The sequence below is a fragment of the Glycomyces harbinensis genome, assembly GCF_900101745.1.
GTDB lineage: Bacteria > Actinomycetota > Actinomycetes > Mycobacteriales > Micromonosporaceae > Glycomyces > Glycomyces harbinensis.
On record NZ_FNAD01000019.1, the window covers coordinates 95,475 to 121,540 of the forward strand.

The 26,066-nt window shown below is 66.2% G+C and carries 32 protein-coding genes; 16 read left to right on the top strand and 16 right to left on the bottom strand.

The genetic code is table 11. From position 1 onward, the window contains the following. Positions 1-149: 149 nt before the first annotated feature. The 3 genes from BLQ63_RS23980 to BLQ63_RS23990 form a co-directional block, all read right to left on the bottom strand. Entirely contained in the window at positions 150-1,100 is a 951-nt protein-coding gene (locus BLQ63_RS23980; RefSeq protein WP_091040063.1) for a PLP-dependent cysteine synthase family protein, read from the bottom strand. Between the two features lie 22 nt (positions 1,101-1,122). Next, positions 1,123-1,401: a MoaD/ThiS family protein gene (locus BLQ63_RS23985; RefSeq protein WP_091040064.1), complete on the bottom strand. Its 279-nt coding sequence runs from the start codon at positions 1,399-1,401 to the stop codon at positions 1,123-1,125. A gap of 110 nt (positions 1,402-1,511) precedes the next feature. Then, on the bottom strand, positions 1,512-1,994 hold the full coding sequence (locus tag BLQ63_RS23990; protein ID WP_281188178.1) for a M67 family metallopeptidase: 483 nt from the start codon (positions 1,992-1,994) through the stop codon (positions 1,512-1,514). A gap of 180 nt (positions 1,995-2,174) precedes the next feature. On the opposite strand from BLQ63_RS23990, the gene BLQ63_RS23995 reads away from it, so the two are divergent. The 9 genes from BLQ63_RS23995 (at position 2,175) to BLQ63_RS24035 (ending at position 9,591) form a co-directional block, all read left to right on the top strand. Continuing rightward, entirely contained in the window at positions 2,175-3,470 is a 1,296-nt protein-coding gene (locus BLQ63_RS23995; protein WP_091040066.1) for a nicotinate phosphoribosyltransferase, read from the top strand. A gap of 229 nt (positions 3,471-3,699) precedes the next feature. Further along, positions 3,700-4,473 carry a sporulation protein gene (locus tag BLQ63_RS24000; RefSeq protein WP_177155082.1) on the top strand — a complete coding sequence of 258 codons (774 nt, stop codon included), beginning with the start codon at positions 3,700-3,702 and terminating at the stop codon, positions 4,471-4,473. Between the two features lie 222 nt (positions 4,474-4,695). Then, on the top strand, positions 4,696-5,214 hold the full coding sequence (locus tag BLQ63_RS24005) for an EXLDI protein (protein WP_091040068.1): 519 nt from the start codon (positions 4,696-4,698) through the stop codon (positions 5,212-5,214). A 441-nt stretch (positions 5,215-5,655) separates the two neighbouring features. After that, the gene (locus BLQ63_RS24010; protein ID WP_091040069.1) at positions 5,656-6,600 is read left to right on the top strand and encodes an ATP-binding cassette domain-containing protein; all 945 of its coding nucleotides are present in this window, start codon (positions 5,656-5,658) and stop codon (positions 6,598-6,600) included. Between the two features lie 84 nt (positions 6,601-6,684). Continuing rightward, positions 6,685-7,470, top strand: coding sequence for an ABC transporter permease (locus BLQ63_RS24015; protein ID WP_091040070.1), 786 nt, complete (start codon positions 6,685-6,687; stop codon positions 7,468-7,470). Positions 7,471-7,633: 163 nt separating this feature from the next. Continuing rightward, complete coding sequence (locus tag BLQ63_RS24020) at positions 7,634-8,305, top strand: DUF998 domain-containing protein (protein ID WP_091040071.1); 672 nt, start codon at positions 7,634-7,636, stop codon at positions 8,303-8,305. Between the two features lie 145 nt (positions 8,306-8,450). Then, positions 8,451-8,693, top strand: a complete 243-nt coding sequence (locus BLQ63_RS24025; RefSeq protein WP_091040072.1) for a DUF4287 domain-containing protein — start codon at positions 8,451-8,453, stop codon at positions 8,691-8,693. A 181-nt stretch (positions 8,694-8,874) separates the two neighbouring features. Continuing rightward, complete coding sequence (locus BLQ63_RS24030) at positions 8,875-9,057, top strand: hypothetical protein (RefSeq protein WP_091040073.1); 183 nt, start codon at positions 8,875-8,877, stop codon at positions 9,055-9,057. A gap of 207 nt (positions 9,058-9,264) precedes the next feature. Continuing rightward, on the top strand, positions 9,265-9,591 hold the full coding sequence (locus BLQ63_RS24035; protein WP_143015062.1) for a hypothetical protein: 327 nt from the start codon (positions 9,265-9,267) through the stop codon (positions 9,589-9,591). 150 nt (positions 9,592-9,741) lie between these two features. Here BLQ63_RS24035 and BLQ63_RS24040 read toward each other — a convergent pair whose 3' ends face one another. Both BLQ63_RS24040 and BLQ63_RS24045 read right to left on the bottom strand, forming a co-directional pair. Continuing rightward, positions 9,742-9,993 (bottom strand): DUF397 domain-containing protein, encoded by a 252-nt coding sequence (locus BLQ63_RS24040; protein WP_091040075.1) that lies wholly within the window; start codon positions 9,991-9,993, stop codon positions 9,742-9,744. Beyond that, complete coding sequence (locus tag BLQ63_RS24045; protein ID WP_091040076.1) at positions 9,986-10,795, bottom strand: Scr1 family TA system antitoxin-like transcriptional regulator; 810 nt, start codon at positions 10,793-10,795, stop codon at positions 9,986-9,988. The genes BLQ63_RS24040 and BLQ63_RS24045 overlap by 8 nt, the downstream gene beginning before the upstream one ends. Positions 10,796-11,143: 348 nt before the next feature. On the opposite strand from BLQ63_RS24045, the gene BLQ63_RS24050 reads away from it, so the two are divergent. Together BLQ63_RS24050 and BLQ63_RS24055 are read left to right on the top strand one after the other, a co-directional pair. Further along, positions 11,144-11,512, top strand: a complete 369-nt coding sequence (locus BLQ63_RS24050; protein ID WP_143015063.1) for a hypothetical protein — start codon at positions 11,144-11,146, stop codon at positions 11,510-11,512. Beyond that, the gene (locus BLQ63_RS24055; protein WP_091040078.1) at positions 11,502-11,840 is read left to right on the top strand and encodes a hypothetical protein; all 339 of its coding nucleotides are present in this window, start codon (positions 11,502-11,504) and stop codon (positions 11,838-11,840) included. Before BLQ63_RS24050 ends, BLQ63_RS24055 begins: the two co-directional genes overlap by 11 nt. Before the next feature lie 135 nt (positions 11,841-11,975). On the opposite strand, the gene BLQ63_RS24060 is transcribed toward BLQ63_RS24055, so the two are convergent. After that, on the bottom strand, positions 11,976-12,851 hold the full coding sequence (locus BLQ63_RS24060; protein WP_091040079.1) for an SDR family NAD(P)-dependent oxidoreductase: 876 nt from the start codon (positions 12,849-12,851) through the stop codon (positions 11,976-11,978). 99 nt (positions 12,852-12,950) lie between these two features. Here BLQ63_RS24060 and BLQ63_RS24065 point away from each other — a divergent pair, with 99 nt between their 5' ends. After that, positions 12,951-13,517 carry a TetR/AcrR family transcriptional regulator gene (locus BLQ63_RS24065; protein WP_091040080.1) on the top strand — a complete coding sequence of 189 codons (567 nt, stop codon included), beginning with the start codon at positions 12,951-12,953 and terminating at the stop codon, positions 13,515-13,517. Positions 13,518-13,645: 128 nt separating this feature from the next. Here BLQ63_RS24065 and BLQ63_RS24070 read toward each other — a convergent pair whose 3' ends face one another. The 4 genes from BLQ63_RS24070 to BLQ63_RS24085 all read right to left on the bottom strand — a co-directional run bounded on the left by BLQ63_RS24070 (position 13,646) and on the right by BLQ63_RS24085 (position 16,039). Next, positions 13,646-14,086 (bottom strand): SRPBCC family protein, encoded by a 441-nt coding sequence (locus BLQ63_RS24070; RefSeq protein WP_091040081.1) that lies wholly within the window; start codon positions 14,084-14,086, stop codon positions 13,646-13,648. A 65-nt stretch (positions 14,087-14,151) separates the two neighbouring features. Next, the gene (locus tag BLQ63_RS24075) at positions 14,152-14,586 is read right to left on the bottom strand and encodes an ArsR/SmtB family transcription factor (protein WP_091040082.1); all 435 of its coding nucleotides are present in this window, start codon (positions 14,584-14,586) and stop codon (positions 14,152-14,154) included. After that, positions 14,583-15,080 carry an SRPBCC domain-containing protein gene (locus BLQ63_RS24080; protein WP_218125472.1) on the bottom strand — a complete coding sequence of 166 codons (498 nt, stop codon included), beginning with the start codon at positions 15,078-15,080 and terminating at the stop codon, positions 14,583-14,585. Before BLQ63_RS24080 ends, BLQ63_RS24075 begins: the two co-directional genes overlap by 4 nt. A 128-nt stretch (positions 15,081-15,208) precedes the next feature. After that, the gene (locus BLQ63_RS24085; RefSeq protein ID WP_091040083.1) at positions 15,209-16,039 is read right to left on the bottom strand and encodes a hypothetical protein; all 831 of its coding nucleotides are present in this window, start codon (positions 16,037-16,039) and stop codon (positions 15,209-15,211) included. Between the two features lie 185 nt (positions 16,040-16,224). Between BLQ63_RS24085 and BLQ63_RS24090 the strand changes: the two genes are divergently transcribed. After that, entirely contained in the window at positions 16,225-17,097 is an 873-nt protein-coding gene (locus tag BLQ63_RS24090) for an MBL fold metallo-hydrolase (protein ID WP_177155083.1), read from the top strand. Here BLQ63_RS24090 and BLQ63_RS24095 read toward each other — a convergent pair. From BLQ63_RS24095 to selD, 6 genes are all read right to left on the bottom strand, one after another. Continuing rightward, positions 17,094-17,948 carry an NAD-dependent epimerase/dehydratase family protein gene (locus tag BLQ63_RS24095; RefSeq protein ID WP_091040084.1) on the bottom strand — a complete coding sequence of 285 codons (855 nt, stop codon included), beginning with the start codon at positions 17,946-17,948 and terminating at the stop codon, positions 17,094-17,096. The genes BLQ63_RS24090 and BLQ63_RS24095 overlap by 4 nt on opposite strands. Positions 17,949-18,118: 170 nt before the next feature. Further along, positions 18,119-18,634: an adenylyltransferase/cytidyltransferase family protein gene (locus BLQ63_RS24100; protein WP_177155084.1), complete on the bottom strand. Its 516-nt coding sequence runs from the start codon at positions 18,632-18,634 to the stop codon at positions 18,119-18,121. A gap of 27 nt (positions 18,635-18,661) precedes the next feature. Then, positions 18,662-19,441 carry a class I SAM-dependent methyltransferase gene (locus BLQ63_RS24105; protein ID WP_091040086.1) on the bottom strand — a complete coding sequence of 260 codons (780 nt, stop codon included), beginning with the start codon at positions 19,439-19,441 and terminating at the stop codon, positions 18,662-18,664. Positions 19,442-19,464: 23 nt separating this feature from the next. Continuing rightward, positions 19,465-20,682, bottom strand: a complete 1,218-nt coding sequence (locus tag BLQ63_RS28075) for an ROK family protein (protein ID WP_143015065.1) — start codon at positions 20,680-20,682, stop codon at positions 19,465-19,467. Beyond that, entirely contained in the window at positions 20,679-21,494 is an 816-nt protein-coding gene (locus BLQ63_RS28080; RefSeq protein WP_143015066.1) for a hypothetical protein, read from the bottom strand. Before BLQ63_RS28080 ends, BLQ63_RS28075 begins: the two co-directional genes overlap by 4 nt. Before the next feature lie 24 nt (positions 21,495-21,518). After that, on the bottom strand, positions 21,519-22,547 hold the full coding sequence (gene selD / locus BLQ63_RS24110) for a selenide, water dikinase SelD (RefSeq protein ID WP_091040087.1): 1,029 nt from the start codon (positions 22,545-22,547) through the stop codon (positions 21,519-21,521). Positions 22,548-23,136: 589 nt separating this feature from the next. Here selD and BLQ63_RS24115 point away from each other — a divergent pair. The 3 genes from BLQ63_RS24115 (at position 23,137) to BLQ63_RS24125 (ending at position 26,033) form a co-directional block, all read left to right on the top strand. Beyond that, complete coding sequence (locus BLQ63_RS24115; protein ID WP_091040088.1) at positions 23,137-23,994, top strand: MBL fold metallo-hydrolase; 858 nt, start codon at positions 23,137-23,139, stop codon at positions 23,992-23,994. A 255-nt stretch (positions 23,995-24,249) separates the two neighbouring features. Then, the gene (locus BLQ63_RS24120; RefSeq protein ID WP_091040089.1) at positions 24,250-25,215 is read left to right on the top strand and encodes an ATP-binding cassette domain-containing protein; all 966 of its coding nucleotides are present in this window, start codon (positions 24,250-24,252) and stop codon (positions 25,213-25,215) included. Beyond that, the gene (locus BLQ63_RS24125; RefSeq protein ID WP_091040090.1) at positions 25,212-26,033 is read left to right on the top strand and encodes an ABC transporter permease; all 822 of its coding nucleotides are present in this window, start codon (positions 25,212-25,214) and stop codon (positions 26,031-26,033) included. The genes BLQ63_RS24120 and BLQ63_RS24125 overlap by 4 nt, the downstream gene beginning before the upstream one ends. Positions 26,034-26,066: the final 33 nt, after the last annotated feature.

Below are 26,066 nucleotides of genomic sequence, written 5' to 3' on the forward strand. Positions count from 1 at the left end.
CACCCGCCGCGCACCCTTGTAACAGGGGAGCCGCGTCGCGACGCACCCGACCTCGGGGGCCGGTCTGGGCCGCGACCATGTCGCACCCTCGCGTCATTCTCAAAACGGGGGGCGCCGCGTTCCGCCACACCCGACCCCGGGGGCCGGGCTCAGGCCCAGACCTGGCCGTCCAGGGCGTTCGCCGCGTCGTCCAGTCCGTCCGAGTAGGCGCCCGTCGACAGGTACTTCCAGCCGCCGTCGGCCACCAGCATCGCGATGTCCGCGCTGCGCCCGGCCTTCACGGCCTCGCGCGCCAGCGCCAGCCCCGCGTGCAGCACCGCCCCGGTCGAGAGCCCCACGAACAGGCCCTCCTCGCTGAGCAGTTCGCGCGTGCGCCGCAGCGCGTCCTCGGTCCCGACGCTCAGACGCCGGTCGAGCACCTTCTCGTCGTACAGCTCGGGCACGAACCCCTCGTCGAGGTTCCGCAGCCCGTACACCAGCTCGCCGTACCGCGGCTCGGCCGCCACGATCTGCACGCCCGGCGCGTATTCGCGCAGGTACCGCCCGACCCCCATGAGGGTCGCGGTCGTCCCCAGGCCCGCCACGAAGTGCGTGACGTCGGGCAGGTCCCGCAGCAGTTCGGGCCCGGTGCCCTCGTAGTGCGCGGCGGCGTTCGCCGGGTTCGCGTACTGGTTGAGCATGACCCAGTCGGGCCGCTCGGCGGCCATCGCGCGCGCCTTGGCGACCGCCGCGTTCGACCCGCCCGCGGCCGGGGAGAACACGATATCGGCGCCGAACGCGGTCAGCAGCTGCCGCCGCTCGACCGAGGTGTTCTCGGGCATGACGGCGACGAGCTTGTAGCCCTTGCGCCGCGCCAGCATCGCCACCGCGATGCCGGTGTTCCCCGAGGTCGGCTCCAGGATGGTCGCGCCGGGCGTCAGGAGGCCGTCGGCCTCGGCGGCCTCGATCATCTTGGCGGCCACGCGGTCCTTGACCGAGCCGGTCGGGTTGGCCCCCTCCAGCTTGGCCCACAGCCGGACCTCGGGCGAGGGCGACAGCCGCGGCAGTCCGACCAGCGGCGTCTCGCCGACGGTCGCGGTGATGTCTTCGAAGCGTGCCACGGCTCGTCGCCCCTTTCCGGTGCTACATGCCGCCCGCGACGGCGGGCAGGATGGTGATCGAGTCGCCGTCGGCGAGCTTCGCCTCGAGGCCGCCGATGAAGCGGACGTCCTCGTCGTTGATGTACACGTTCACGAAGCGGTGCAGCGCGCCCTCGTCGGTCACGACGCGGGCCTTGAGGCCGGTGTGCTGGGCGTCGAGGCTGTCGAACAGCTCGGCGAGGGTCTCGCCTTCGCCGGTGACGAGCTTCTGGCCGCCGGTGTGGGGGCGCAGGATGGTGGGGACGCGGACTTCAATGGACATACTGGTTTTCCCTTTACTCGAAGAGCCGCCCTCGGGGGCGCTCGATCTGTCTGGTTCGCAGCCGTGCAGCTGCATGACGCATGCCGCGGGCCCGGGGCCCCGGCGCAAACTCAGGGACAGTCGTAGACCGTGGAGTCGGGGGTGTGCGCGAACTTGTAGCTCTGCACCGCCTCGGGCGCTCCGGTGACCTCGATGGGCTCCTCGTTCACGACGCCGTCGGCGATCCGGTACGACCGGACTTCGGCGATGTCGGGGTCCTTGGTGGTCACGAGCACGTAGTGCGCGCCGGGCAGGCCCAGTTCGGAGGCGATCCCGGTGTCGGAGCGCGACGGGTAGGCCTCGGTGTGGGTGTGGGAGTGGTAGGCCACGACGACTTCCTCGTCGTTGTCCCACATCCGGTCGTAGACCTGCTTCCACTCTTCGGCGTCGAACTCGTAGAAGGTCGCGGAGCGGGCGGCGTTGATCATCGGGATGTGCCTCTGGGGCTCTCCCGTGCCTTCGGGGCCGGCGATGAGGCCGCACGCCTCGTCGGGGTGGTCCGCCCGGGCGTGCGCGACCATCGCCTCGACCAGCTCATGAGCGATCCGCAACACGCAAGCAAGCGTACACGCGGCGCCCTTCCCCCGATAGGCCTCGCTCAGAGCGTGAGACGAGGCTCGCGACCTGCGACGGGAGGGAATAAACCGGGCGTCGCGCACCGCGCTCGCGCCGCCGTGTGAACAGCGCTCGCGCACGGGGCCCGCTGCTGTGCGGGGTGCATTACGCTCACCCCTATGTCCGTCACGCTCCCCCGCACGCCCCTGTACACCGACCACTACGAGTACACGATGCTGGAGGCCGCCCTCAAGGACGGGACCGCCGAGCTGCCCTGCGTGTTCGAGGTGTTCGGGCGCCGCCTGCCGACGGGCCGCCGCTACGGCGTGGTCGCCGGCATCGGCCGGCTCCGCGAGGCCATCGAGCGCTTCCGCTTCGACGGCTCGGACCTGGAGGACCTCACTTCCCGCAGGGTCGTGAAGCAGTCGACGGCCGAGTGGCTGTCGGACTACCGCTTCAAGGGCGACATCGACGTCTACGCCGAGGGCGAGCTGTACTTCCCCGGTTCCCCGATCGTCACGGTGACCGGCACGTTCGCCGAGTGCGTGCTGCTGGAGACGCTGACGCTCTCGATCCTCAACCACGACTCGGCGATCGCGAGCGCGGCCGCGCGCATGGTCACGGCCGCCCGCGGGCGCCCGATCCTGGAGATGGGCTCGCGCCGCACGCACGAGGCGGCGGCGATCGCGGCTTCGCGCGCGGCGTACCTGGCCGGGTTCGCGGCGACGTCGAACCTGGAGGCCGGGCGCCGCTACGACGTGCCGACCTCGGGCACCAGCGCGCACGCGTTCACGCTCCTGCACACCTCGGAGATCGGCGCGTTCAAGGCGCAGATCGACGCGTTCGGCACCGAGACGACGCTCCTGGTGGACACCTACGACATCACGCAGGGCATCCGCAACGCGATCGAGGCGGCGGGCCCGCGCCTGCGCGCGATCCGGATCGACTCGGGCGACCTCGACGTGATGGCGACCGGCGCAAGGGAACTGCTCGACGAACTGGGCGCGCACGACACGAAGATCGTGGTCTCGGGCGACCTGGACGAGTTCTCCATCGCGGCGCTCACCGCGGCCCCCGTGGACATCTACGGGGCGGGCACGGCCGTCGTGGTCGGTTCGGGCGCGCCGACGGCGCAGCTGGTGTACAAGCTGGTCGAAGTGGAGGGCCGCCCGGTCGCGAAGCGCTCGGAGCACAAGGGCACCAACGGGGGCCGGAAGATCTCGGTGCGCCGCCACAAGCCGACGGGCACCGCGGTCGAGGAGGTCGTGGTCTCGCAGGGGAAGCCGGAGTCGCAGCCGGGCGACAAGTGGCTCCAGGTGCCGCTGTTCCGCGGCGGCGAGCTGACGCCGCAGCCGACGCTGGAGGAGTCGCGCGAGCTGCTTCGCCAGCGTCTGATCTCGATCCCTTGGGAGGGTTTGAAACTCTCTCCCGGCGATCCGGCGATCCCGGTCGTGCAGAAGCACGGCGAGGCCTAGCCGGAGCGCGGTCGGTGCCGGGCCGGTGCCGCTGCGGCGCCGTCTCGGTTCACCGTGGATCGCAGCCGTTTCGAACTTGCACTGTTTAGTTCCTTTTGCGCCCCATGCGTTTCAACGCGCCGCAGGGGATCTGTCACACGTCACCCTGGGCATTCGGGATACGATGCGGTTGCCCCCTGTCCGTCTTCCCCCGCGACGTTCCCGCGATCCTCCGAAAGGAACCGCCCCAATGGTGTTCAGCAAGCTCAAGGCCATTCTCGGTAGTGGCATCCAAGTCGACACGCTCTTGCACGAGAAGCACGTCGTCCCCGGCGGGGTCCTCAAGGGCGAGGTGCGCATCTCCGGCGCCGAAGTGGACGCCTCCGTCGAGAGCGTCGAGATCGAGTTCACCGCCCTGGTGGAGGACGACAGCAAGGGAGAAGACGCGGCCGGCTCGGTCCACGACTACTTCAAGGCCGAGATCTCCGGGAAGTTCGACCTCACCAAGGGCACGGCCCACCCGATCACGTTCGAGGTCCAGGTGCCCTGGGAGACCCCGTTCAACAACGTCGACGTGCGCCCGCTCGTCGGCGGCATGAAGCTCGGCGTCTCGACGCATCTGGCGCTGGACCAGGCCCTGGACAAGGGCGATCTGGACTGGCTGGCGGTCGAGGCGCTGCCGGTGCACAAGGCGGTCTGGGAGGCGTTGGAGGCCTTGGGCTTCGCGTTCCAGGAGACCGACCTGGAGCTGGGCACCATCCAGGGGGCGACGGTGCCGTTCTACCAGGAGGTCGAGTTCTGGGCGACCGAGGGCGAGTTCCACGAGCGCATCCGCGAGCTGGAGGTCGTCTTCGTCGTGGGCGAGGCGAACACGGACGTGGTCTTCGCGGCCGACAACTCGGCCGAGCTGCTGGCCCCGGACCTGAACTCGACGATCCGCTTCTCGGTGCCGACGGCCTCGACGGACGTGCTCGAGACGGTGAAGGCCCAGCTGACGCAGCTGGCGGCGCAGAAGGGCGTCTGACGCCCGATCCCATTGGGGAAGATCCTTTTCCCATGTGATCTGAGCGGTTACGCGTGAGGGCGGCCCGGTGGGTGACCACCGGGTCGCCCTTTTCCGTGCCCGCGGGGGCCGGCGGCGCCCCGCTGCGAAAAAACTCGGGGATCCGACTTGCCAAGGACTACGTATACGTATAGTCTATACGTATACCAAGGCACGCCCCTGGAAGGAGGTTAAGATGCCGTCATGCCCAACAAGACGATCTACGTCGCCGACAAGGACCTGGACCTGTACAACCGGGCACAGGAACTCGCGGGCGGCAATCTGTCCAAGGCCATCTCGACGGCGCTCAAGCGCTACGTCGACGCCGAGGAGGGCAGGCTCGAAGGCTACGAGGAGATCACCGTCCGCGTCGGCCCGGGCACCGGCAGCAAGCGGCAGCGCCAGCGCTTCACCGGCGTCAAGCTGGGCGAGTGGATCCGCTCGGACAACAACACCGCCGAGATCTGCCGCGTCTACCGCGCCCGGTCGGGCAAGTTCGTGATCCACACGGAGAAGACGCCCGACTTCGTCCAGGTCACCGCCGAAACCGGCTGGCGCAAGTTCCTCGGCCTGGGCGAGCAGTTCTACGGGTCGACCACCGGGGAGTCCACGCTCGAAGTGGTCGAGACGCTCGCCGAGCTCAAGGCGAAGATCCCGCCCGAGCTGTACTCGATGGTCGCCGCCAGCGCCGAGGCGCCGCCGGTCCAGGACCTCGACATCTGACCGAGCCGCTAGTCCGGCTTCCACCGGCGCCTTAGGCACCGCGACCACCGCACGAACCCGGCACCGTGCCGGTGCCCGACCGTGCCCTCGAACCGTGCCCGTACAGCGGCGGCGCGGCCCGAGGACGCCGCCGATCCACGCCGCCCTCGAACCCGAATCCTCAAGGGCCGCAATCCGTCCAACTATTGTCCACAATGCACAGAAAGCGTGAGGCTCCCCGATGTTCGACCTCGGCATGATCCTCACCCTCTACCCGCCGCCGACCAGGCCGGACCTCCGCCTGACAGCACCGGCCCGGGCGCGTCAGGCCGGTGTCAGCGCCGTGTCAGCGGCACCGGCCAAAGTTCTCACATGCCCGGCGAGGCCGAGCCGAACCGGAACGAACGAACCGCACCACCAAGCACCGCCGCCCAGCGGCACAGCGAACCGAAGCGAGGAACGATGAACACCCAGAAGCCCCTGGCGATCGAAGCCCGGAACCTCACCAAGTCCTACGGCGACAACGCCGTGCTCAAGGGCGTCGACATCGCCGTCCCCGAAGGCACCATCTACTCCCTGCTCGGCCCGAACGGCGCCGGCAAGACCACCACCGTCAACATCCTGACGACCCTCATCCCCGCCAGCGGCGGCGAGGCGTTCGTCGGCGGCAACCACATCGTCAAGCAGGCCGACGAGGTCCGCAAGCTCATCGGCGTCACCGGCCAGTTCGCCGCGGTCGACGGCCTGCTCACCGGCCGGGAGAACCTGCACCTCATGGGGCGCCTGCACCACCTCGGCAAGCGCGAGACCGTGCGCCGCACCGAGGAGCTGCTGGAGCGCTTCGACCTCCTGGAGGCCGCCAAGCGCGCCCCCTCGACCTACTCGGGCGGCATGAAGCGCCGCCTCGACATCGCCATGTGCCTCATGGGGAACCCGAAGGTGATCTTCCTGGACGAGCCGACCACCGGCCTCGACCCGGCCGGCCGCCGGACGGTGTGGGCGGCGATCCGCGAGCTGGTCAAGGCCGGCACCACGATCTTCCTCACCACGCAGTACCTCGAGGAGGCCGACGAGCTGGCCGACAAGATCGCGGTCCTCAACGGCGGCACGCTAGTCGCCGAGGGCACCTCCGAGGAGCTCAAGCGCCTGATCCCCGGCGGCCACATCCGGCTGCGCGTGCACCAGGCCGGGGACGTCGCCCGCACCGCGCAGCTCCTGGAGGCCTCGGGCTCGGACGCCGACCAGCTCACGGTCGAGGTCCCCTCGGACGGCTCGGTCCACTCGCTGCGCAAGATCCTCGACACGCTCGACCGCGAGGCGATCGAGGTCGACGAGCTGACCGTCCACACGCCCGACCTCGACGACGTCTTCCTGGCGCTCACCGGCCACGCGGCCGAAGCGGCCTGATCCCAGACCGCCGCCAGGCACCACCACCGACATCGACGACACCACCGCCCGTACCGCTCAGCAAGCCCAGAAGGAGAACCTCTGATGAGCACCCTCGCCTACGCACTGACCGACACCTCCACGATGCTCCGCCGCCAGATCAAGCACATGCAGCGATATCCGTCGCTGACGATCATGCTCATCGGCATGCCGGTGGTCTTCCTGCTCCTGTTCGTCTTCGTCTTCGGCGGGACGCTCGGCGACGGGCTCGGCGGCCCGACCGGCGGCCGCGACGCCTACCTCGCCTACGTGACGCCCGGCATCCTGATGATGACGCTCGCGGGAATCGTGCAGGGCACCGCGATCGGCGTGGCCATGGACATGACCGAAGGCATCATCGACCGCTTCCGCACCATGTCGATCGCCCGGGTCTCGGTCCTCACCGGACACGTGCTCGGCTCGATGATCCAGTCGTTCCTCGGCATCGCCGTGGTCCTGGGTGTCGCTGCGGCCCTGGGCTACCGCCCGGAGGCCGGCCCGCTCGAATGGCTCGGATTGGTCGGCGTCGTCGCGCTGGTCTCCTTCGGCCTGATCTGGCTGACAGTGGCCCTCGGTATCACCGCCAAGAGCGTCGAGACCGCCTCGAACTCGCCGATGTTCCTGATGATCATGCCGTTCCTCGGCTCGGCCTTCGTGCCCACCGACTCGATGCCGACCGTCCTGCGGTACTTCGCCGACTACCAGCCCTTCACCCCGTGGATCGAAGTGACCCGTAGCCTGCTGTCGGGCACCGCGGTCGACGGCCAGGACCTGGTCCTGACGATCGCCTGGGCCCTGGCCTTCGCGATCCTCGGCTACGCCATCTCCCGCAAGAAGTTCAACAAGCGCTAAAGCTGAAGGCGAACGCGCACAGACCAACCAGGAAACACCCGAAGGCGGGCCGCGAAACGCGGCCCGCTTTTCGCGTGCCCTGGTCCGCCGCGACCGATGAATTCGCGGCCGCAGCTTCGTCTATACGGGCAGAACCACCACCCTCCCCCAAGGAGCACCCGTCATGACTGCCACATCTCTCACCTCACCCGACACTCTCGTCGCACGATCGGCCTCCGTCTCCGAGCGCCGCCTGCTCGCCTGCGGCGTCGCCGCCGCACCGCTGTTCGTGGGCGCCGCCATCGTGCAGGCCGCGACCCGCGACGGCTTCGACCCGGTCGTCCACCCCTTGAGCCTGTTGAGCCTCAGCGGACTCGGATGGATCCAGATCACCAACTTCGTCGTGTCCGGCCTGCTCATCGTCGCCGGAGCCGTGGGCCTGCGCCGGGCGCTCGCCGACGGACCGGGAGCGAAGTGGACGCCGCGGCTGTTCGGCATCTACGGCATCGCCCTGATCTGGGCCGGCGTGTTCGTCGCCGACCCGTCGTTCGGCTACCCGATCGGCACGCCCGACGGCGCTCCGGCGGCACTGAGCTGGCACGGCATCCTGCACTCGTTCGCACCCGCCGGGGCGGGCCTCACACTCATCGTGGCCTGCTTCGTGATCGCGCGGCGCTTCCGCCGCGACGGCCAGACCGCTTGGCGCATCAGTTGCTACATCGTGCCGGTGGCCTACGTGGCGCTGAATGCGGCCTCGTTCGCGGCGGCGGACTACCGCTGGATGCTCGCGGGCGGCGCGGTCATCTGGCTGTGGGCCTCGGCGGTCTCACTCCAGGTGCTCCGATCCGGGCGCTAGTGCCCCGGATTCGGATAGGCGACCCGGCTTCGAGCGCGACGCTCGGGCCGGGTCCGACCGACCGGGCCAGGCCAGACCATCACCCTGCTTCATTCCGCCCCAACGGATTCGATCGGCAAGGCGGCCACACCACCGAAGGAACGACATGACCTCGCAGCCTAAAGGCCCACTCTCGTACTTCCCCTCGATCGAGAATACGTACGGACGACCGATCCCCGACTGGCTCGAAGAACTGAACACGGCCGGTCTCACCGGGCACAAGGCGCACGTCGACTGGCTCAAGGCCGAGCACGGCCTGGGGCACGGTCACGCGAATGCGCTGGTGGCCTACCACTTGAACCGCGAGAAGTGGCCCGAGTACACGGGATCGGGCCCGGCGTCGGATTGAGAGCACAGCGCACCCGCGCCAGAGCGCAGTAGCGTCGACCCCGTCATAGACCCCCTTCCGGATTCCGGACGTGTCCGCCTGCCGGCGACGACCGCCGAGGACCGGACCTCCTCGGCGCCCCTGGGCAACCGCGCCGCTGTCCCTGACCAGGTCATCGACCCCGTTCGATAGAGTCCCGGCCATGGACGAAGAGCGTTGGAACGAGATCATCGAGTCGGGGCGGCAAGGAGACAGCGGACCGTGGCTGTGCTACGACTGCGACGATCCGAACATCGAGATGGGCGTGCGGTTCGAGGACAAGAGGGTCGTGGAATTGACCTTCATGTGCAATGCCTGCGCGACCTCGGTCACCGTGCCCGCCTAGGACCAGGTCGCCTGGAAGGGGTGCTTCGAGTTCGTCTGGCTGGTCAGCGGCCCGCTCGAGAGTTCCTGCCGCTGTTCCGCCGGTCTTCCGCCTTGTACGGGTCACTTTCCGCAACCAGAATGAACGCGTTGACAGCCCGTTTTGTCCGATCCGCACCAGGCGGTCGGCAGCTGGCTGAACCATTGCAGCGGAAGGAACGCGATGTCCATGAACAGTGTTTTCAAGGGGAACGTGCGAAAGGCTTCGGCGTTGCTCGCCGGGTTCGCGATGGCGACGACCCTCACGGGTCTCGCCGTGGCGGGCACCGCTTCGGCGGCCCCGGCCGTCGCCGAGACCGAGACGACTTCGAGCGCCTCCGGCGACTACACGATCCAGGCCATCCTGTTCGGCACCTACAGGCTGTACTCCAACTGCGCTCGAGAGCAACGCGAACTCCAGGCCGACCCCGATCTCAACATCGTCGCCTGGTGCGAATCGGCCAAGGACTCCAGCGGCCGTACGGTCTGGAAGCTGTGGTACCAGTACGGGCTGTAGCTGAGCGCCGCCCGGCTCATCGCCGGGCCAGGCCCCGAGGTTGAGGACTCGGAGCCTTTCGCCTTGTCCGCCAAGGTAATAAGCGGCGCCCCTCCCGGAGACTGGGGTCTCGGGAGGGGCGCCGCTTCGGGTTGTCTGAGTTGGGTTGCCTCAGCCCGCGTGGCTGAGCAGGCTCCGGAGGTCGGCGGAGGTGAGGTCGAAGACCGGGGAGCCGTCACCGAGCTTGGAGTCGCGGACATGGAAGCCGTCAGAATCGGCGCACAGCGAAACCTCGACGCAGTTTGAGCTGTTGGTGCCACCGCTGTGGGCACTCTTGCGCCATGCCCGGCGTAGTTCCACGCAGTTGGAGTTGTTGTCAACGCCACTGCGGGTGCTCTTGCGCCAAGCAGTCACATCAGTCATTCAGAAACTCCCTCAACGGTATCGATTTGCGCCAGAGGAACTGCCAGAGTTCATCGTAACGCGCGATCCGGTCGGGTTCCTCGATGCACCAGCTGGCATCCCACACCTCCGCGTAGACAAAAGGCGGGCTGCCGAACTCTGCGCCCCCAGGTTTGTAGATGTCGAAGGAATTCGCACCCTCAGGGTATGGGCCATCGACGATCCTGATCTCCCAGTTGGGAAGTGCATCGAGCTCGTGCAGTCGCGCGAGCTGCTCATCACGGTCGGCCGCGCTGAGGTAGCGCAGGTTATCCAACGCATATGAGGAGATGAGCAGCCTTACCTGCGGACAGTCGGCGCGGCAAAGTAGCGTGGTCTGGCGCTCATCCTTGAAAGTCCAGCCACGGTTCGCCTGCTCGAGTGTCCCGTCTGCCGCGGGTAGCACGAAGTGGAAATGGTAAGCCCACGTCTGGGCGATGCCAGGGATGTAGTTGGTCTCCCACTTCAGGATCACGCGATTCGTTCGCTCGGCCATGCTGAGGCACAGCGCGTTGAAGCGGCGGTCGGCCTGGAAGTTCTGCTCGTGCTCGTTCTCGGCGATCTGAATCATGTAATCGCGCAGCTCATCGTCCATGCCGAGATTGGCCGCGAGCGCCCACATCTGGCCGACATCGGGGCACTTCAGGCCGTGCTCCCACTTCGACACGGTCTGATCGGTGCGCTTGACGAACTTGCCTACAGCGGCCTGGCTGAGCTTCCTTTGAAGTCGGCGGACTCGGACTTCCCGACCCGGAAGCCACTTTGCGAGCTTCGATGATGACAAGGTGGATTGCCTCCTGCCTAAGCGGAATCATTCCTGGCCACCAATGATGACACTGCGTTGCGACGCGATACTCATCTGTCATCGCAACCCCTTCGGAACCATGCCCTCGAAGAACATCCATACAAAAGAAGCCCTGAAAGCTATGGATGATTAGCTCCCCCTTGCAAACTCGCAGAACGAATCGCCTGTTCAGAGGCTTGCACGGCCCGTAGGTTGAAGGAGTTCGAGGCTCGGCCATAGGCCTCGAAACAGTGGAAGAACCCGGCGAACACACGCGCCAGCGCAATTCGCAAGCGTCGGGCCAGAACTGTCGGTGATCCGACAGAATCCGAAGTGGAGTGATGCAGAATGGCCGACACAACTCGAACCGCGTCAGTGGAGCCCGATCCTTTGCACCGCGGGCGATTCACCGATGGGCACAGCGAATTCAGCGTCCGCGCCTCCAGTCCTGCCACCCCTGATTCGTTCCAGGTCTATGCGAACGGCAACTGCGCGGACCTCGTCCTCATCGTCTCCGGACTGAACTCCGGCAGCCTGCACGCCACCTGGGGCCAGGGCTGGCGCACGTTCGCTCCCGACTGGAAGGTCTGGATCGAGGACACCGCCTTCAAGGTCTTCTACAACGGCAGCAAGCTCGGCGAGCGTCCCGACCGCTCAAACCGCTCCACGGACCTGCCCGCCAAACGACCCGGAGAGGTGCGGTTCTGTGAAGGCTGAACACGCGTCCTCGGGCACCGGTCCCGAAGACCGGTGGAACCTCCGCTCGGACGGCGAACCCGGCGTGGACGGCCATCTCGGCTACTTCCGCAAAGGCCCGGCGGCGTTCTCCGTCTACCAGGTCTCCCCGGTCCCGAACCGCTACACGCCCGGCCCGGCCGAGTACCTCATCGACGTGAACGACGGCGCGGGCCCGCGCGAATGCTGCCGCTTCACCGACGACCCCGAAGACGTCCCGGTCTGGAACCGCGCCTGGAACGGCGACGAGTGGTGCCCGTGGATCCTCGAGCAGGCCCGGGCCAAGGTCGCCGATCCCGGCGACGATTGACAACGGCACTCCCCCAATAAAAGGGAGCGAAGACCTTCCTCCCACAGCAGGGCCGGTCGATCCGGGTGGGGATCGACCGGCCCTCGCGTGCCGTCCGCAGCCGGACTATCGCGGCCGGCGAGCGGGCCTTTCCTCTTACAAGTCCTCCTGCAAACCGACGAGACGGGCGCTTTCGTTCCAGAGCCGGTCGCAGCGTTCCCGATCGGTGGTGTGCGCGGCGGTGGCGACGGCCTTGCGCTTCACGTAGAACCGCCCGGTGACACCCTCGAGTTCCGGCGCGGTGGCCAGCCACGTGGGAGTGTCGGCACCGACCTCGGGCCCTCCCGGTGAGATCAGCTGCGAGCCCGCCGCGAAGACCCGCAGCATCCCGCGAAGCTCGTCCACACCGAGACGGGTCCCCCGGATGATGCCGGGGTGCGCGCCGTTGACCGTGATGTTCGTGCCCTCGAGCCGCCGGGCCAGCGCGTAGACGAACATCGCGTTCATGTTCTTGGTGCGCGCGTAGGCGATCATCGGCCGCAGGCTCGGCGGTCCGCCGAGGCCGCGGCGCAGCTCCAGGTCGTCGAGGTCGACCGGGACTCGCCGCAGGCCGCGCGGCGAGGCGCCCACCACCACGAACCGTGCGGGTCGCGTTCCGATGGGCCCCACCAGGGAGCGCAGCAGGAGGTACGGGGCGAGGTGGTTCGTGGCAAGGGTCCGCTGATGCCCTTCGGAGGTGCGGTCGGCGATGGCGGCGATGACGGCGGCGTTGCTGACGACGAGGTCCGGAGGCGGGTCGGCCAGGCGATCGGCGAGGCCGCGGACCTCGCCGAGCAGGGACAGGTCGGCGCGTTCGAGTCGCAGATCCGCCTCGGGGACTTCGGCTTCGATGCGTCGGCGCGACCGGTGGAGCCTGTCGTCGTCGCGTCCGACGAGGACGACGCGCACGCCCTGCGCGGCGAGGTTGCGGGCGATCGATTCCCCGATGCCGGAGGTGGCGCCGGTGACTACGGCGGTCTTCGGGTGCGGCATGGTCCCTCCCCTTGGAGTCGGCGTTCGGTCGACGCCAGTAATGTTGACAACGTCAACCTATGCCAATGAGGTTGACATTGTCAACCTCGGGGAGTCCTCATGTCCACCACACGTGATGCGCTGGTGCAGGCCGCCGCCCGGCTCCTGGACGAGGGCGGCGTCGAGGCGGTGACGCTGCGGGAGGTCGGCCGCCTGGCGGGGGTCTCGCACAACGCGCCGTACAAGCACTTCGCGGGCAAGGAGGCCCTGCTCGCGGCGGTCGCGGCGCAGGAGCTGCGGTCGCGGCTGCCGGGACTGCGCGAGACGGCCCTTAGGGATTCGCCGCAGGCGGCGCTGCGGACCGTGCTGCACGACTACATCGGTTGGGCGCTGGCTCATCCGGCGCGGTTCAAGCTGGTGTTCGGGCCGTGGACCATCGACTCGGAAGAGCTCGGGGAGGCCGCGACTGCGGCGCAGGGCGCGTTCGTCGAACTCGTCGCCGCAGCGCAGGAGGCCGGCGCGCTGCCGCCTGGGGACCCGGTCCGCGTGGCGTCGCTGCTCCGCGCGCTGGCGCACGGGGCGGCCGACCTCGCCGTCGCCGGGCACTTGGCCGCCGAGGGCAAGGGCGGTGCGGGACCGCAGGAACTGGTGGACGACCTGCTGGCGTACCTGAGTCCGAACGCGTGAGCCGGCGGCCGGTGGTCGGCAACTGCCGAACACCGACCACCGGCCGTTCAATGCGCCTGTGGCGCTAGTGGTCTCCTCGCGGCGTCCGCTCTTCTCCTGCGTTCGAGCGGTATGGACGCCTGCTCGGGCTACCAGTTGTCGGTCTTCACGTCGTTCGGCGCGGGCTCGCCCTTGCCGGTCTCGACGAAGTGCTTGAGGCTGATGAGGAACGTCCCCCACTTCGACGAGCAGTGGTGCATGAACTCGACCGGTTCGCGCCAGCCCTCGTGCTTGAACAGCAGGATCGCCCAGTCGCCGTCCTGCTTGAGGTCCCAGTGCACCTTCGTCCCGATCCATTCGGGCGTCCCGCCGACGACCTCCCATTCGACGCGTCGGCCCGGTGCCAGCTCGGTGATCTTCATGTCGAAGCCGCCGTCGGGGAAGCGGAACGCGATCACGTCGTGGAGGTCGGTCTTGCCGGTGGTGTCGCCGGTCCACCAGCCTCGCAACCCGTCCAGGGTGGTGAGGGCCTCGTAGACCTTCTCGGTCGAGGTGTTCTCGAAACCGGTGCGGTGAAGGATGTCGACCATCTTCTTGTTCCTTTCTCGTCGTGTCCGTCGTTTCTGGTCGTGCTGCTCTTGGTCTTCTTGCCGTTCTACTGCTCTTGCCGGTCCTGTTGTTCCGGCTCTTCCAGTCGGCCGCCCGTGTCGGCTCGCCGGCTGTCCGTGTCACTCTTGCCGCCCTTGCCGTCCAGGCCGTCCCTACCGCGCTGGATGCGCTCGGCGATGCGCTTGATGCGCTGCATGCGGGCGTCCCAGGCGTTGCCGACCTCGGTGAACTGGGCGACGGCGCGGGCGAGCTGGTCCTCGTCGACCCGGTAGTGGCGTTCGCGCCCCCTGGTGCTGGCGTGGACCAGGCCGACCCGGTCGAGCACCGCGAGGTGCTTCGCGACGGCCTGGCGGGTCACCGGCAGGTGCTCGCTGAGGCTCGTCGCGGTGCCGCCGCCCTCGCCCAGGAGGAGGTCGATCATGCGGCGGCGGGTCGGATCGCCGACGGCCGACCAGAGGTCGTCGTCCACCATCGCGCTCATCGGGACGAACCGACCTTGGCGCCGTAGGAGACCAGGCGCGGCAGGAAGTGGCCCCAGCCGTCGACGTGCGCGTGGTACTCGGCGGCGATCTTGGCCTCGTCCCAGCCGCGTTCGCGGAACCCGGACTCGGTCATGCGCAGGCGGGTGCCGGTTCCGGCCGGTTCGAGGTCGAACCTGACCAGGAACGAGTTGCCGGGCGCGGCCTTCTCGCCTTCGAGATGGGTCCAGCGGAAGGAGAAGTGGCGCGGGGGCGCGGCGTCCACGACGGTGAACTGCTCCCAGGTGATGCCTTCGCCGTCGTCCTTGCGGAAGCCGATGCGTCCGGCCTCGCCGGGGACGGACGAGTAGCGGGCCTCGTCGGGCCACCACTCGGTGAGGTGCTCGGGGCTGCTGACCACGTCGAAGACGACCTCGGGGTCGGCGTCGATGTGGAGCTCCCGCTCGATGGTGCCGAGCTCTTCGCCCGGTGCCTTGCTCGATTTCATGTCGGTCATGTCGTCAGCCGCCTTTCGCAACTTCTCGCAACCTTTGGTTGCTTCAAAGACTAGCGGACTGTCCAGCAACGCGCAACCTTTTGTTGCATATTATATTTCGATCGACCGATCGGTATGCGTTTTCGCAGCTAATCGCCTGCGAGATGGTCCTGGGCGTTGGCGAGGTAGCCCTCGATCTCCTGCTCCCAGACGTAGACCTCGGCCTCGCGGTCGATCAGCTGCTCCACGTACATGCGGCCCCACATCTCCTCGGCGCCGTCGCGCAGGCCCGCGTCCTCGGCGCACTCGGCGAAGTCGAGGGCCATGGCGAACTCGGCGGCGGTCGGGTCCTCGACGGGTTCGATCTCCTCGGGGAGCGCCTCGCCCGTGCCGCCGTAGAACCGGCTGACCGTCTCATGGGTGGGCAGGAAGCCGAGGTCGTCGAAGTCCCACTGGCCGTGGCTCAAGGCCTCCTGGTAAGCGAGGCGTTCCGGGCCGAGGAAGGCGATGAGCCATTCCCGCTGGTACTCCTCGCCCAGGTCCTTCCACTCCACATACTCCTCGTGCTCGGCCGGGTCGTTCCAACCCAGTTCGGCGCCGGCGAAGTCGAGGTAGTCCAGGTCTTCGCGCATGGCTTGGGCCGCATCGGTGTCGGTCGCGTTGACCCAGTGGCCGAAGCCGAACCTCTCGGCCTGCTCGACCGTGGGGATGCGGGCGTAGGGCGAGGCGAAGCCCTCGAAGCGGTTCGGGATCATCATGCCGTGCAAGAGGTTGCGGTCGTGGACGGTGAAGCCGAGGTCCTGCATGCACATGGCCGCGACCCTCGTCTCCGCCTGGGTCAGCTCCCAGGCGAGCTCCGAGCCGCGCGCGAGGCTGCCCTCGATGCGGGCGACGTCGCCGTCCGTGACCTCGGCGGGCTCGTCGGAGCAACCGGTGAGGGCGAGGGTTCCCGCGAGGAGAATGGCTGCGGCACGGCGCATCTCGGCGACCGCCTTTCGAAGAGGGGTCCGGCGCCTGCCACCCTAACGGGCCGCCGGACCTCCGCGGGCCTTGAGGACGCGGCCGGCGTGCGGAAACGCCGTGGCAAAAGACGGTGCGGGAGGTAGGCGGCTCTGGTTACGCTCGGGGTCGGCGCGATCCGCCGTCGGCGAATGAGGAGGCGACTTTGACGTACCGCACCAGGACGTTCGGCCCCGGCGGCTGCGTGCCGGACCTCGACGCGGCATGGCACGCGGGCTGGCCCTCGCCCAAGCACGACCCCGCGCCCGAGATCCAGTCGCACCGGGCCGAAGAGCACACGGTCATCATGCGGCAGAACATGTCCGTGAACTTCGAGGCGCCGTTCCTGTTCCTGCTGTTCGGGAACGAGTCGGCCCTGCTCATCGACACCGGGGCGACGCCCGAGCCCGAGTACTTCCCGCTGCGCGAGGTCGTCGACGCGCACATCGCGGACTGGCTGGAGCGCCACCGGCGCAGCGACTACCGGCTGATCGTGGCGCACACGCACGGGCACGGGGACCACAAGGCCGCGGACGGGCAGTTCGCCGGCCGGCCGGACACGGTGGTCGTCGGGCCGGATGTGGAGGCGGTGACCGAGTACTACGGGTTCGGCGACTGGCCGAACGGCACGCGGGAGATCGACCTCGGCGGCCGGGTGGTCGACGTGGTCCCCGGGCCGGGACATCAGATGGCGGCGACCGTGTTCTACGACCGCTGGACGCGGCTGCTGCTCACCGGGGACACGTTCTATCCGGGGCGGCTGTACGTGCAGGACTGGGGCGCATACGTGGACACAGTGGACCGACTCGTCGCATGGTGCGAGGAGCACCCGGTGTCGCACCTGCTGGGGTGCCACGTGGAGATGTCGGCGCGGCCGGGCAAGGACTACCCGCGCGGGTCGACGTACCAGCCCGACGAGGCCGCGCTGCCGATGCGGGTGTCGCAGTTGACCGCGCTACAGCAGGCGCTGCGCGAGATCGACGGGAAGCCCGGGATCCACCGGTACGACGACTTCCACGTCTGGTACGAAGTGGACTAGACGTGGTCGCGCCAGGTGTGCCGCGGGTCGTAGCCGAGGAGCCTGCGGGCCTTGTCGATCGACAGGAGCGTCTCGTGGCCCTCGACGGGGCGCTTGAGTTCCAGGTCGGGGTAGTGCGCCTTGACGAGTTCGGGTGTGGGCGTGGACATCACGGTGTCCGGGGAGGCGATCACGAAGACCTCCTTGCCGGTGCCCTCGCGTTCGAGGCCCAGGCGGATCGCCAGCGCGCCGTCGCGTGCGTCGATATAGGACCAGAGGTTCCAGTCGCGCAGCGTCGGGTCGCTTTCGAAGGCGGGGAAGGCCGCGTAGTCCTCGACGTACATGACATTGGAGAAGCGCAGGCCGGTGGCCTTGAGCCGCGGGTTCCAGCGGCAGAGTTCGCCGACCATGGTCTCTTCGAGGGTCTTGACGAGCGAGTAGGTGGACTCGGGGCGCGGGGCGTACTCCTCGTCGACCGGCAGGTACGGCGGCGGGGTCTCGAAGGGGAGCCCGAGGACGGTTTCGCTTGAGGCCCAGACGATGTTGTCGATGCCGGCGACCTTCGCGGCGGCGAACACGTTGTAGGTGCTCAGGATGTTGTTGCGGAAGATCGCGGAGTTGGCCTGGAGGCCGGGCGCAGGGATCGCAGCGAGGTGAACGACGGCGTCGATGCGGTCGTAGCGGTCGTCGACGCCGGTGAGGGCGCCGACGACCTGCCCGTAGTCGGTGAGGTCGATGCTGAGGAAGGGCGCGAGATTGTCAGGCGAGGGGGCGCGGTCGAGGTTGACCACATCCCACCCGTGCTCGACCAGATCCCGCACCGCAGCCCGGCCGAGTTTCCCGCTGCCTCCGGTTACCGCCACACGCGCCATAGCGCTCCCCCTTCAAGTCGTGTACCGCGCAAAGCCTAGAACCTGGAGCGCACTCCAGGCCAAACCTACTGGTCAACGGGATGACGGTGGAGCTTACACCTCATCTGTACGACCTTGGCAGATCGGAAACCACCACGGCGACTGCAACAGCATCGCATGCGAACAGAACATCAGTAATTGACATCGGCGGAATTGATCACCGAGGCGGTGCCAGAGGGCACCAAATGTTCCCAGGGACGCCGAGCTCGCAACCTCTCCCGCACTTCTGTGCCGGAGACCAGCTTCTCCGAACGTCGCCACAGTACCCGAACGTCGTAACCGGCCTCCTCCATCAAGCGTTGCTTCTCCAATCCCCAGGCATCGTAGATGGTAATAGCGACAACTTGACAATCGCCAAGCGATGACCTTATCGACGTAATACTCCGAAGATCGCAGGGTCGGAAGTCGAGATCGACCCGCATGTCGATTCCGGTAAAGCTCCGAGCGATCATCTCCTTGCGCTGATCGAAGCTGAACGGATTCGACGAGGGAGTAGACCTGCTTTTGTCCAGGGGAGTTGACCGCGTCATAGTCGGTGAAGGGTTCGTAATACCAACCGTAAGCCGAGGGCCGCCGATCGTTGCCGCCTCCGCAAGATACTCGAAATGACCCCAATGGAACGGTTGAAAACGGCCGACCACTGCCACGCCGGGGACGCTTGATGCCATCGACACTCAGACCGCGGTGCCGAGTAGAAATATCCAGCCGACATCGCCCGATTGCCGTGATTCCAGGAGCTCTTCCAGGACGTCTACGCTGAATCCATTCCGCCGCAGCAGAGATTCCAGAAGCGAAGGCGTGAACAATTGGAAGAAACGGCCCCCGAGTCCTTCATTGGTATCGATCATGCTCACTCCATCACCGGATTTGACGAGTACGTACAGCACTCCACCCGGCACGAGAACTCGACGAGCCTCCGCCATCGCGGCATCCGCTCCAAGATCAAACGGCACTACAGGCAGGTGATGGAGTGCGGCATGATTTCGAACGCAATGGAATGAGGAGTCGGGAATGTCCGACATACTCCGCATATCTGCTGCTATCACTGAGCCGGGAGAAAGCTCTCCACTGGCCTCAAGAGCCGAAAGCGCCGAAACGAAACCAGGGGCGTTCTCAAGTGCGAACGGCTCCACGTCAGATTCTTTAGAGAACCGAAGAACATCTCGTCCGTACCCCGCACCGACATCGAGCAACTTCCATCTCGATTCCGCACAGTCGATCTTTCCAGTTGAGATACGATCGCGAACAGCAGCCAACAACGTGTCCGTCAGCTCCAGGTCCTTCTCCCACGGGTTGCCCGTTCTGGCCTCGGCATAGGTCGCGCTCTGGTTGCTGTAAGTCCTCGCGGTCGTGGCCACCAACGTCTCAATGGCCTCTGCGACATCTTCCCTGACCGCAGAATCTGGCCGATGTTGAGCAAGCCGCACCATCTCCAGCGCCGAATCCACGTCCATGATTGAAATCCTCTCTAGAAGTGTTAATAGTGAGAAATACTAAATTCTTGCGCCAGAACAGCCGCCCCTATCGCAGCCCCCAGGCTACTGTCAATCCCGGGCGAAAGCAGTCGGACACCCCGAACATTTGCGAGTTCAGCAGTCAAGAATCTTTCGAATACCGCCGAGTACACTTCGTCACTGATATTGTCTCCGGTTACAGCAAGTTGGAAAGATCCGAAGGCATCAGTCATCACCTGAGCGATCTCCGCGATACCAGCTGCAGCGCGTCTGGTCAATTCGGTTGCTACGGGATCGCCTGCTACCGTAAGTTCGCAGTAGTCCTTATAACTCGTGCCTGAGGCGCCCGTGATCGCTTGATATGCCTGTGCCAACGATGTCGCCCCCAGAACATCTCGCGAAGTTCCTCGAACTCCGATTATCGGATGGTCGAACTCCACCATCGGACTTGCGCGGAGTAGAAGCTTTGACAGCTGAAGAGGCGCGGAGACGATATCCGACCCGATGGAAAAGCCAGCTGCTATAGAGGTCCCGAGTTTTATCGAAAGCACTTGGCCCTTGCCATCAGTCGATCTGTTTGAAATCTCCGCAGCCGCTATGGCTTCACCATCGTTCCAGCTGGAGGCACGACAGCGAAGCTCCTGCGAGAGCGCTGAATCGATCTCGTTGAGGTCCAAGAGTCTCCCGACTTCACCAGCATTCTCAAGCTGGATCGACGAAGAGCGCAGGCTGCCATTTACTCGTGGAGCCGACCAGGCGATGCCGACCTTTTCCGGCCCGAAGGCGGAAATATCGAGCAGACTCACCAAGTCCCTCAGCGTAATGTTCGCGAGCCTCGAAATCTGTCCCGACCCGATGCGGAGCCTCCTGGAATCCAGCATCTTCCCGTCTTCGAGAAAAACGGTGCGAAGGTTGTGTCCACCGATATTGACTCCGACCACGCGACCGGATGGAGATTGTTCACGCCTCCTGATCAGCGGCAGGACTGCCGGCTTCTTCTTTCCGGCGACGACGCGCAGATCCGATCCCGAGTGCTTCGACCACCACCGTGCCCAAGTCGACCCGGGATCAAGACGCAGCAATTCGGCCTTGAGCTCCGGAACGAGCGGCGGATCAACTCCGATTGAACGGGAACCATCGATGTTGACCAGATTGAAAATCATGCGAGCCGCATCATTCACATCGCCGGACAACTCCACCGAGGTGTATTCGCTGTAAATGCTCCATAGGCCATCGGTCATGGCACGACCTGCTGACTGCTTTTTTCGTTCCAAAGGTGCTCGAATTGTGATTTGATCATATTGTACCCGTGCGAACCAGCCCGGAAAAGTATCATAGGCATGCGGACCGGCACTTCGGTCGAAAGCATATTCGGAGAATAGAACGCGATCCCGGGAAATACAACAGCCGTGCAATATGGAGCAGGCATAACTCTCTTTAGAGCTATATTCGGCCCAATCGAAGTCGCAATCTTGCGCACTGCAGAGATCGTTGAATCGCAATCTCGGTCATGCTGCGGCTTCTCATCCGGAGGCAGGGTCGGTTGCTCGACGGCAATTCGATCCTGAATAGACGGACTATCATTGCGCGATATTATCGCTTTTATTTCTATGTTGCCGTTCGAGCTGTTCAATATTGTTTCGATATCGCGATAGAACGGACCGAGCGGGTTGAAGAACACGCGCAAGGACGAACCCATTATGAGAATTTCGCCCTGCTTCTGCGAAAGAAATTCCTCGGACAGCCGCGTCTGCGCGTTGTCTCTTCCCAATGCAAATTCTCTATCTCGATATACTCGGATGATTCCGGCATCGGACAACTCGGCGAAGAGCCGCCAGACCTCGTCTCCGAGCAGGCGCTCGCGCAGTCGGTCATATGCGAAAGAAACCAGGATTGGGAATATGATGGCCGCGCCGAGGGATTGGAGGGCGATTCCAATCGTTTTCGTGTAACCAGAATCGTCGATCGTGTCGACAGTCGCTCCGGCCAGGAACGTCAGCAACCCGAATACCACACCTGTATATAGGATGCGCCTGTGCGGTGCCATCATCATCAACTTTCCGCTTAAAGCCCGCTCTCAAACCGTGACTTCGATCATCCCGGGTTCTCCTTCGCGAACGCGACCTATCGGATACGCGGCAAACCCCTCGTCTGCGCATCGCGCGACGAACTCATGAGATTTCTCCTCCTGAATCGCCAGCATCAGCCCTCCTGATGTCTGCGGATCGCACATAATCATTCTGTCCGAAAAGGATGTGGTTCCCCAATCGACGAACTTTTCGTAGGCGAAGTAGTTTCGTTCGGCACTGTTCGGCACTACGCCATCGCCAAGCAAAAGTTCTTCGGCCTCATCTATTTTCTGAATGGCCGAGGCACTGATTCTGGCACTGACCGTCGACTTGGAGAGGAGATTATTCAGGTGCCCGATCAGACCATAGCCCGTAACGTCGGTCGCCGCCGCGACTCCCAGTTTCACGGCGATCTCGCTTGCGGTGGAATTCGAGATCGACATCACCCCTTCAGATATCGATATCAACTTGTCCGAAGCGGCACCGAACTTCTGCGCAGCAGTGATGATTCCTGTGCCCAGCGGCTTCGTGAGCACCAGCACGTCTCCAGGCCGAGCCTTATCTACGAGCATCACCTCATTCGCGCGGACTCTTCCGACGACACAGAGGCCAAACAGCGGCACCTCGGATCGGATAGTGTGACCGCCGCCCAGGACTGCCCCGTTCTCCGCCAGCGTCGCAATTGACGCAGCCGTGATGCTCGACATCGTCTCCATGTTCACTCGTGAGGGCCATCCGAGGACACTTAGAGCGATCTGAGGTTTCGCGCCCGTGGCGTAAAGGTCGGACAGGGCATTCAGCGTGGCGATTCGGCCCCACGCGGCAGGGTCCGACGACACCGGGGTTCCGAAATCAACGCTCAGCGCAAGGTACTCGTCAGGAGATATGCGCCAAAGGGATGCATCATCGCGAGCACTGCCATCGAGCACAGTCTGCCGGTGTTCCGCATCCTCGCTCAGGAAGCCGTCAACGGTGGACATGAAGAATTGCATCTCGGCGGGAGGGACCTTGCAGGCACAACCAGCAGCAGGTGACATCTGTAGTAAATCGATACTTTCCGTGGCGGTCGTTCGTAGGTTTTGCGTCAAGGCGACCTCCGAGGCTTCTAGGCATTCGTGAGTTGACGTATATCGATTGAGATGGAGGAGGGGTGCTACCGAGGCGTCTTCATGTAGGTGGGCTTCGAGGGGACTCTGAAGTCTTTGAGACGCTAGGGACTCTTTCCCGGTATCCACAGATGCCGAGCCGCCGACTTCCTTGGGTTTCCGGTTGCAGAGCACAATATCACATGGTAGCGATATTGGCACCGACCTGGATTAGCCATCGCCTTATCAGAGTTTGACACCCGCCTCGTCAGTCGATGGAGGCTCCGTAGCGTTTCTGGATGTCCAATGTTGATCTTGAGTCGGGCGTAATAAATACAGCCGATTTGCCCAGTTTCATTACTCGCCGGTAGCACTGACCAATCTGTGGAAACGCCGTTTGCGAAACCATTGCCCGCAGGTGCAAATGGGACCGTATCCGCAGCTCACCCGAGCGAATCCGACAAGAACGTGCTCGGCGGCCCCCACGGACAGGTCACACGGCTGTCCGGGGGCCTCGCGGGTGACGTGGCAGGATCTCGCCATGGCTCTTTCCCTTCCCCGGCTTCGGGTCGGTTCGGTCGAGATCGTTGCGCTTCCCGACGGCGACGGCCCCTTCTTCTCTTCTCGTGCCGAGGCGTTCCCCGATGCGACCGCCTCGCAGTGGGCCGAGGCCGACCGGCTCGATCCCGGTGCGGTCGATGCTGCGGGCCGTTGGCGGCTTCAGTTCCGCGCCTTCGCCATCCGCGGCGAACAAGGTCTCACCGTGGTCGACGCCGGGATCGGCCCGGCCGACAGCCCGGCCGCGTCCTGGGCTCCCGTGCCCGGCACGCTCCCCGAGTCCCTGGCCGCCGCCGGCATCGACCCCGCCGAGGTCGACACCGTGGTGCTCACCCATCTGCACACCGACCACGTCGGCTGGGCGGTCGTGAGCGAAGCAGCGGTTCCTTCAGCGGGCGACTCTTTCGACGGCGAAGGCGCGGCCGGCGGTCTCCGGCCCTTCTTTCCCAATGCCGAGTACCTGCTCCAGCGGGCCGAGTTCGAGGCGCTCGACTCGCTCAATCCGGGGCTGCGCGAGGCGCTCACCGATCCGCTCGCGGCGGCCGGTCAGCTTCGGCTCCTCGACGGCGACACGCCGCTGCGCACCGGCCGCGCGATCGCCACGCCCGGCCACACTCCCGGGCACCAGAGCGTGCTCGTCGCCGACGGGCGCGAGCTCGCGCTCGTCACCGGCGACCTCCTCGTGCACGCGATCCAGCTCCTCTACCCCGAGCTCGCCTACGCTCACGAAGTCGACCCCGACCTGGCCAGGCGCTCAAGGGAACGCCTGCTTGGAGTCGAAGCCGCCACCACGTTGCACCTGGCCACGCCGCACCTGACGGAGCCCTTCGCGGCGGCGTAGCCGCGGGCCGGGTTCGAGCGGCCCGTTTTAGGGCAGGGGCCGAGCCTGAGGGGCCCGTTCGCGGCGCCCCCGTTCAAAGAACCCTGACACAGGGGTCCGACATTTCGGCGGTCATGCCCGCCGACCTGCCCGAACACCCCCGTGTCACGGCCGCATCATGAGGGCTGCGGCCGTGACACGCTCGTGCACCGCCGATGACATGCCTCCCGCGAAGGATGGATTCCAGCACCAGGAAACCTCCGAAGGGAAACCCGCATGTCCACCGCTTTCCAAGCTGAAGGCCTGGTGAAGCGCTTCGGCGACTTCACCGCCCTCCACGGCGTCGACCTCGCCGCCGAAGAAGGAACCGTCCTCGGCGTGCTCGGGCCCAACGGCGCTGGGAAGACCACCGCCGTCCGCGTCCTCTCCACCCTCCTGCGACCCGACGGCGGCACCGTCACCGTCGCCGGGAACGACGTGGTCCGCCACCCCGACCGGGTCCGCCGCGCCATCGGGCTCACCGGCCAGTTCGCGTCCGTCGACGACGACCTGACCGGAATGGAGAACCTGACCCTCATCGGCCGGCTCCTCGACCTGCGCGGCGGCGAGATCAAATCCCGCGCGAAGCGCCTGCTGGCCGATTTCGACCTCACCGAGGCCGCGAAGCGCACCGTCAAGACCTACTCCGGCGGGATGCGCCGCCGCCTCGACCTCGCCGCGAGCCTCATGGGCCGCCCGCGCATCGTCTTCCTCGACGAGCCGACCACCGGCCTCGACCCCGCCAAGCGCGAGGAGCTGTGGGGCGTCGTGCGCCGCCTCGTCAACGACGGGACCACCGTCCTGCTCACCACCCAGTACCTCGAAGAGGCCGACGCGCTCGCCGACGCGATCTCCGTGATCGACCACGGCCGCGTCATCGCCCACGGCACCCCGGCCGAACTCAAGCGGATCGTCGGCGGGCAGTCGATCGTCGTGCGGCCCAGCGACCCCGCCGATCTCGACCGCGTCGACAGGATCCTGTCCGAGTTCACCGGACGCAAGCCCGAGTCGCCGCAGCGCGGCGTGCTCGCCGTCCCGGCCGACGGCGACCTGGTCTTCACCGCCGTCGTCTCCGAACTCGCGCTCGCGGGGATCGGCGTCACCGAGCTCTCGCTCCAACTGCCCGACCTGGACGACGTGTTCTTCAAACTCACCGGGCACACCACCAGCAACGACAACGAGAAAGCCGAGGTCCCGGCATGACCGCCGTCCTCACCGAACCGTCCACCACAGTGGATGCCATCGCGTCGGCCGCCAAGCGGCCCTTCGCGCTCGCGCGGCACTCGCTCGCGCTGGCCTGGCGCAACCTCGTCAAGACCATGCGCAATCCCGAGCAGCTGCTCGACGTGACGCTCCAGCCGATCATCTTCACCGCGATGTTCGGGTTCCTCCTCGGCGGCGCGCTCGCGGGCGACACCGCCGCGTACCTCCAGACGCTGGTGCCCGCGCTCGCGGTCATGCTGACGCTGTTCGCGTCGATCCAGTCGGGCGTCAACTTCAGCTCCGACCTCAAGACCGGCCTGTTCGACCGGTTCCGGTCCATGCCGATCGGCCGGTCCGCCCCGCTCATCGGCGCGGTGCTCGGCGACGGCATCCGCTACGTCGTGACCATCGTGGTGCTGATCGGGTTCTCCTCGATACTTGGCTTCCGCATCGAGACCGACCCGCTGTCGGCGCTCGCCGGGTGCCTCCTCGCGATCGGGCTGGGCTTCGCGCTGAGCTGGGTGTTCCTGCTGCTGGGCGCGGTCATGAAGGAGCCGGGGTCGGTGCAGGGCGTGGCGTTCATCGTCATCTTCCCGCTGACGTTCGGCACCAACATGCTCACGCCGGTCGACACCATGCCCGGCTGGCTCCAGGCGTGGATGAACGTCAACCCCGCCGTGCACGCGATGGACGCCGCGCGCGGGCTCATGATCGGCGGCCCCGTCGCCGGGCCGGTGACGGCCACGCTGCTGTGGACGGCCGGGATCATCGCGGTCTTCGCGCCCCTCGCGGTCCGCGCCTACCGGCGCCGGACCTGACCCGAACTCCCCCGCCGGCGGGCGGCCCGGCCT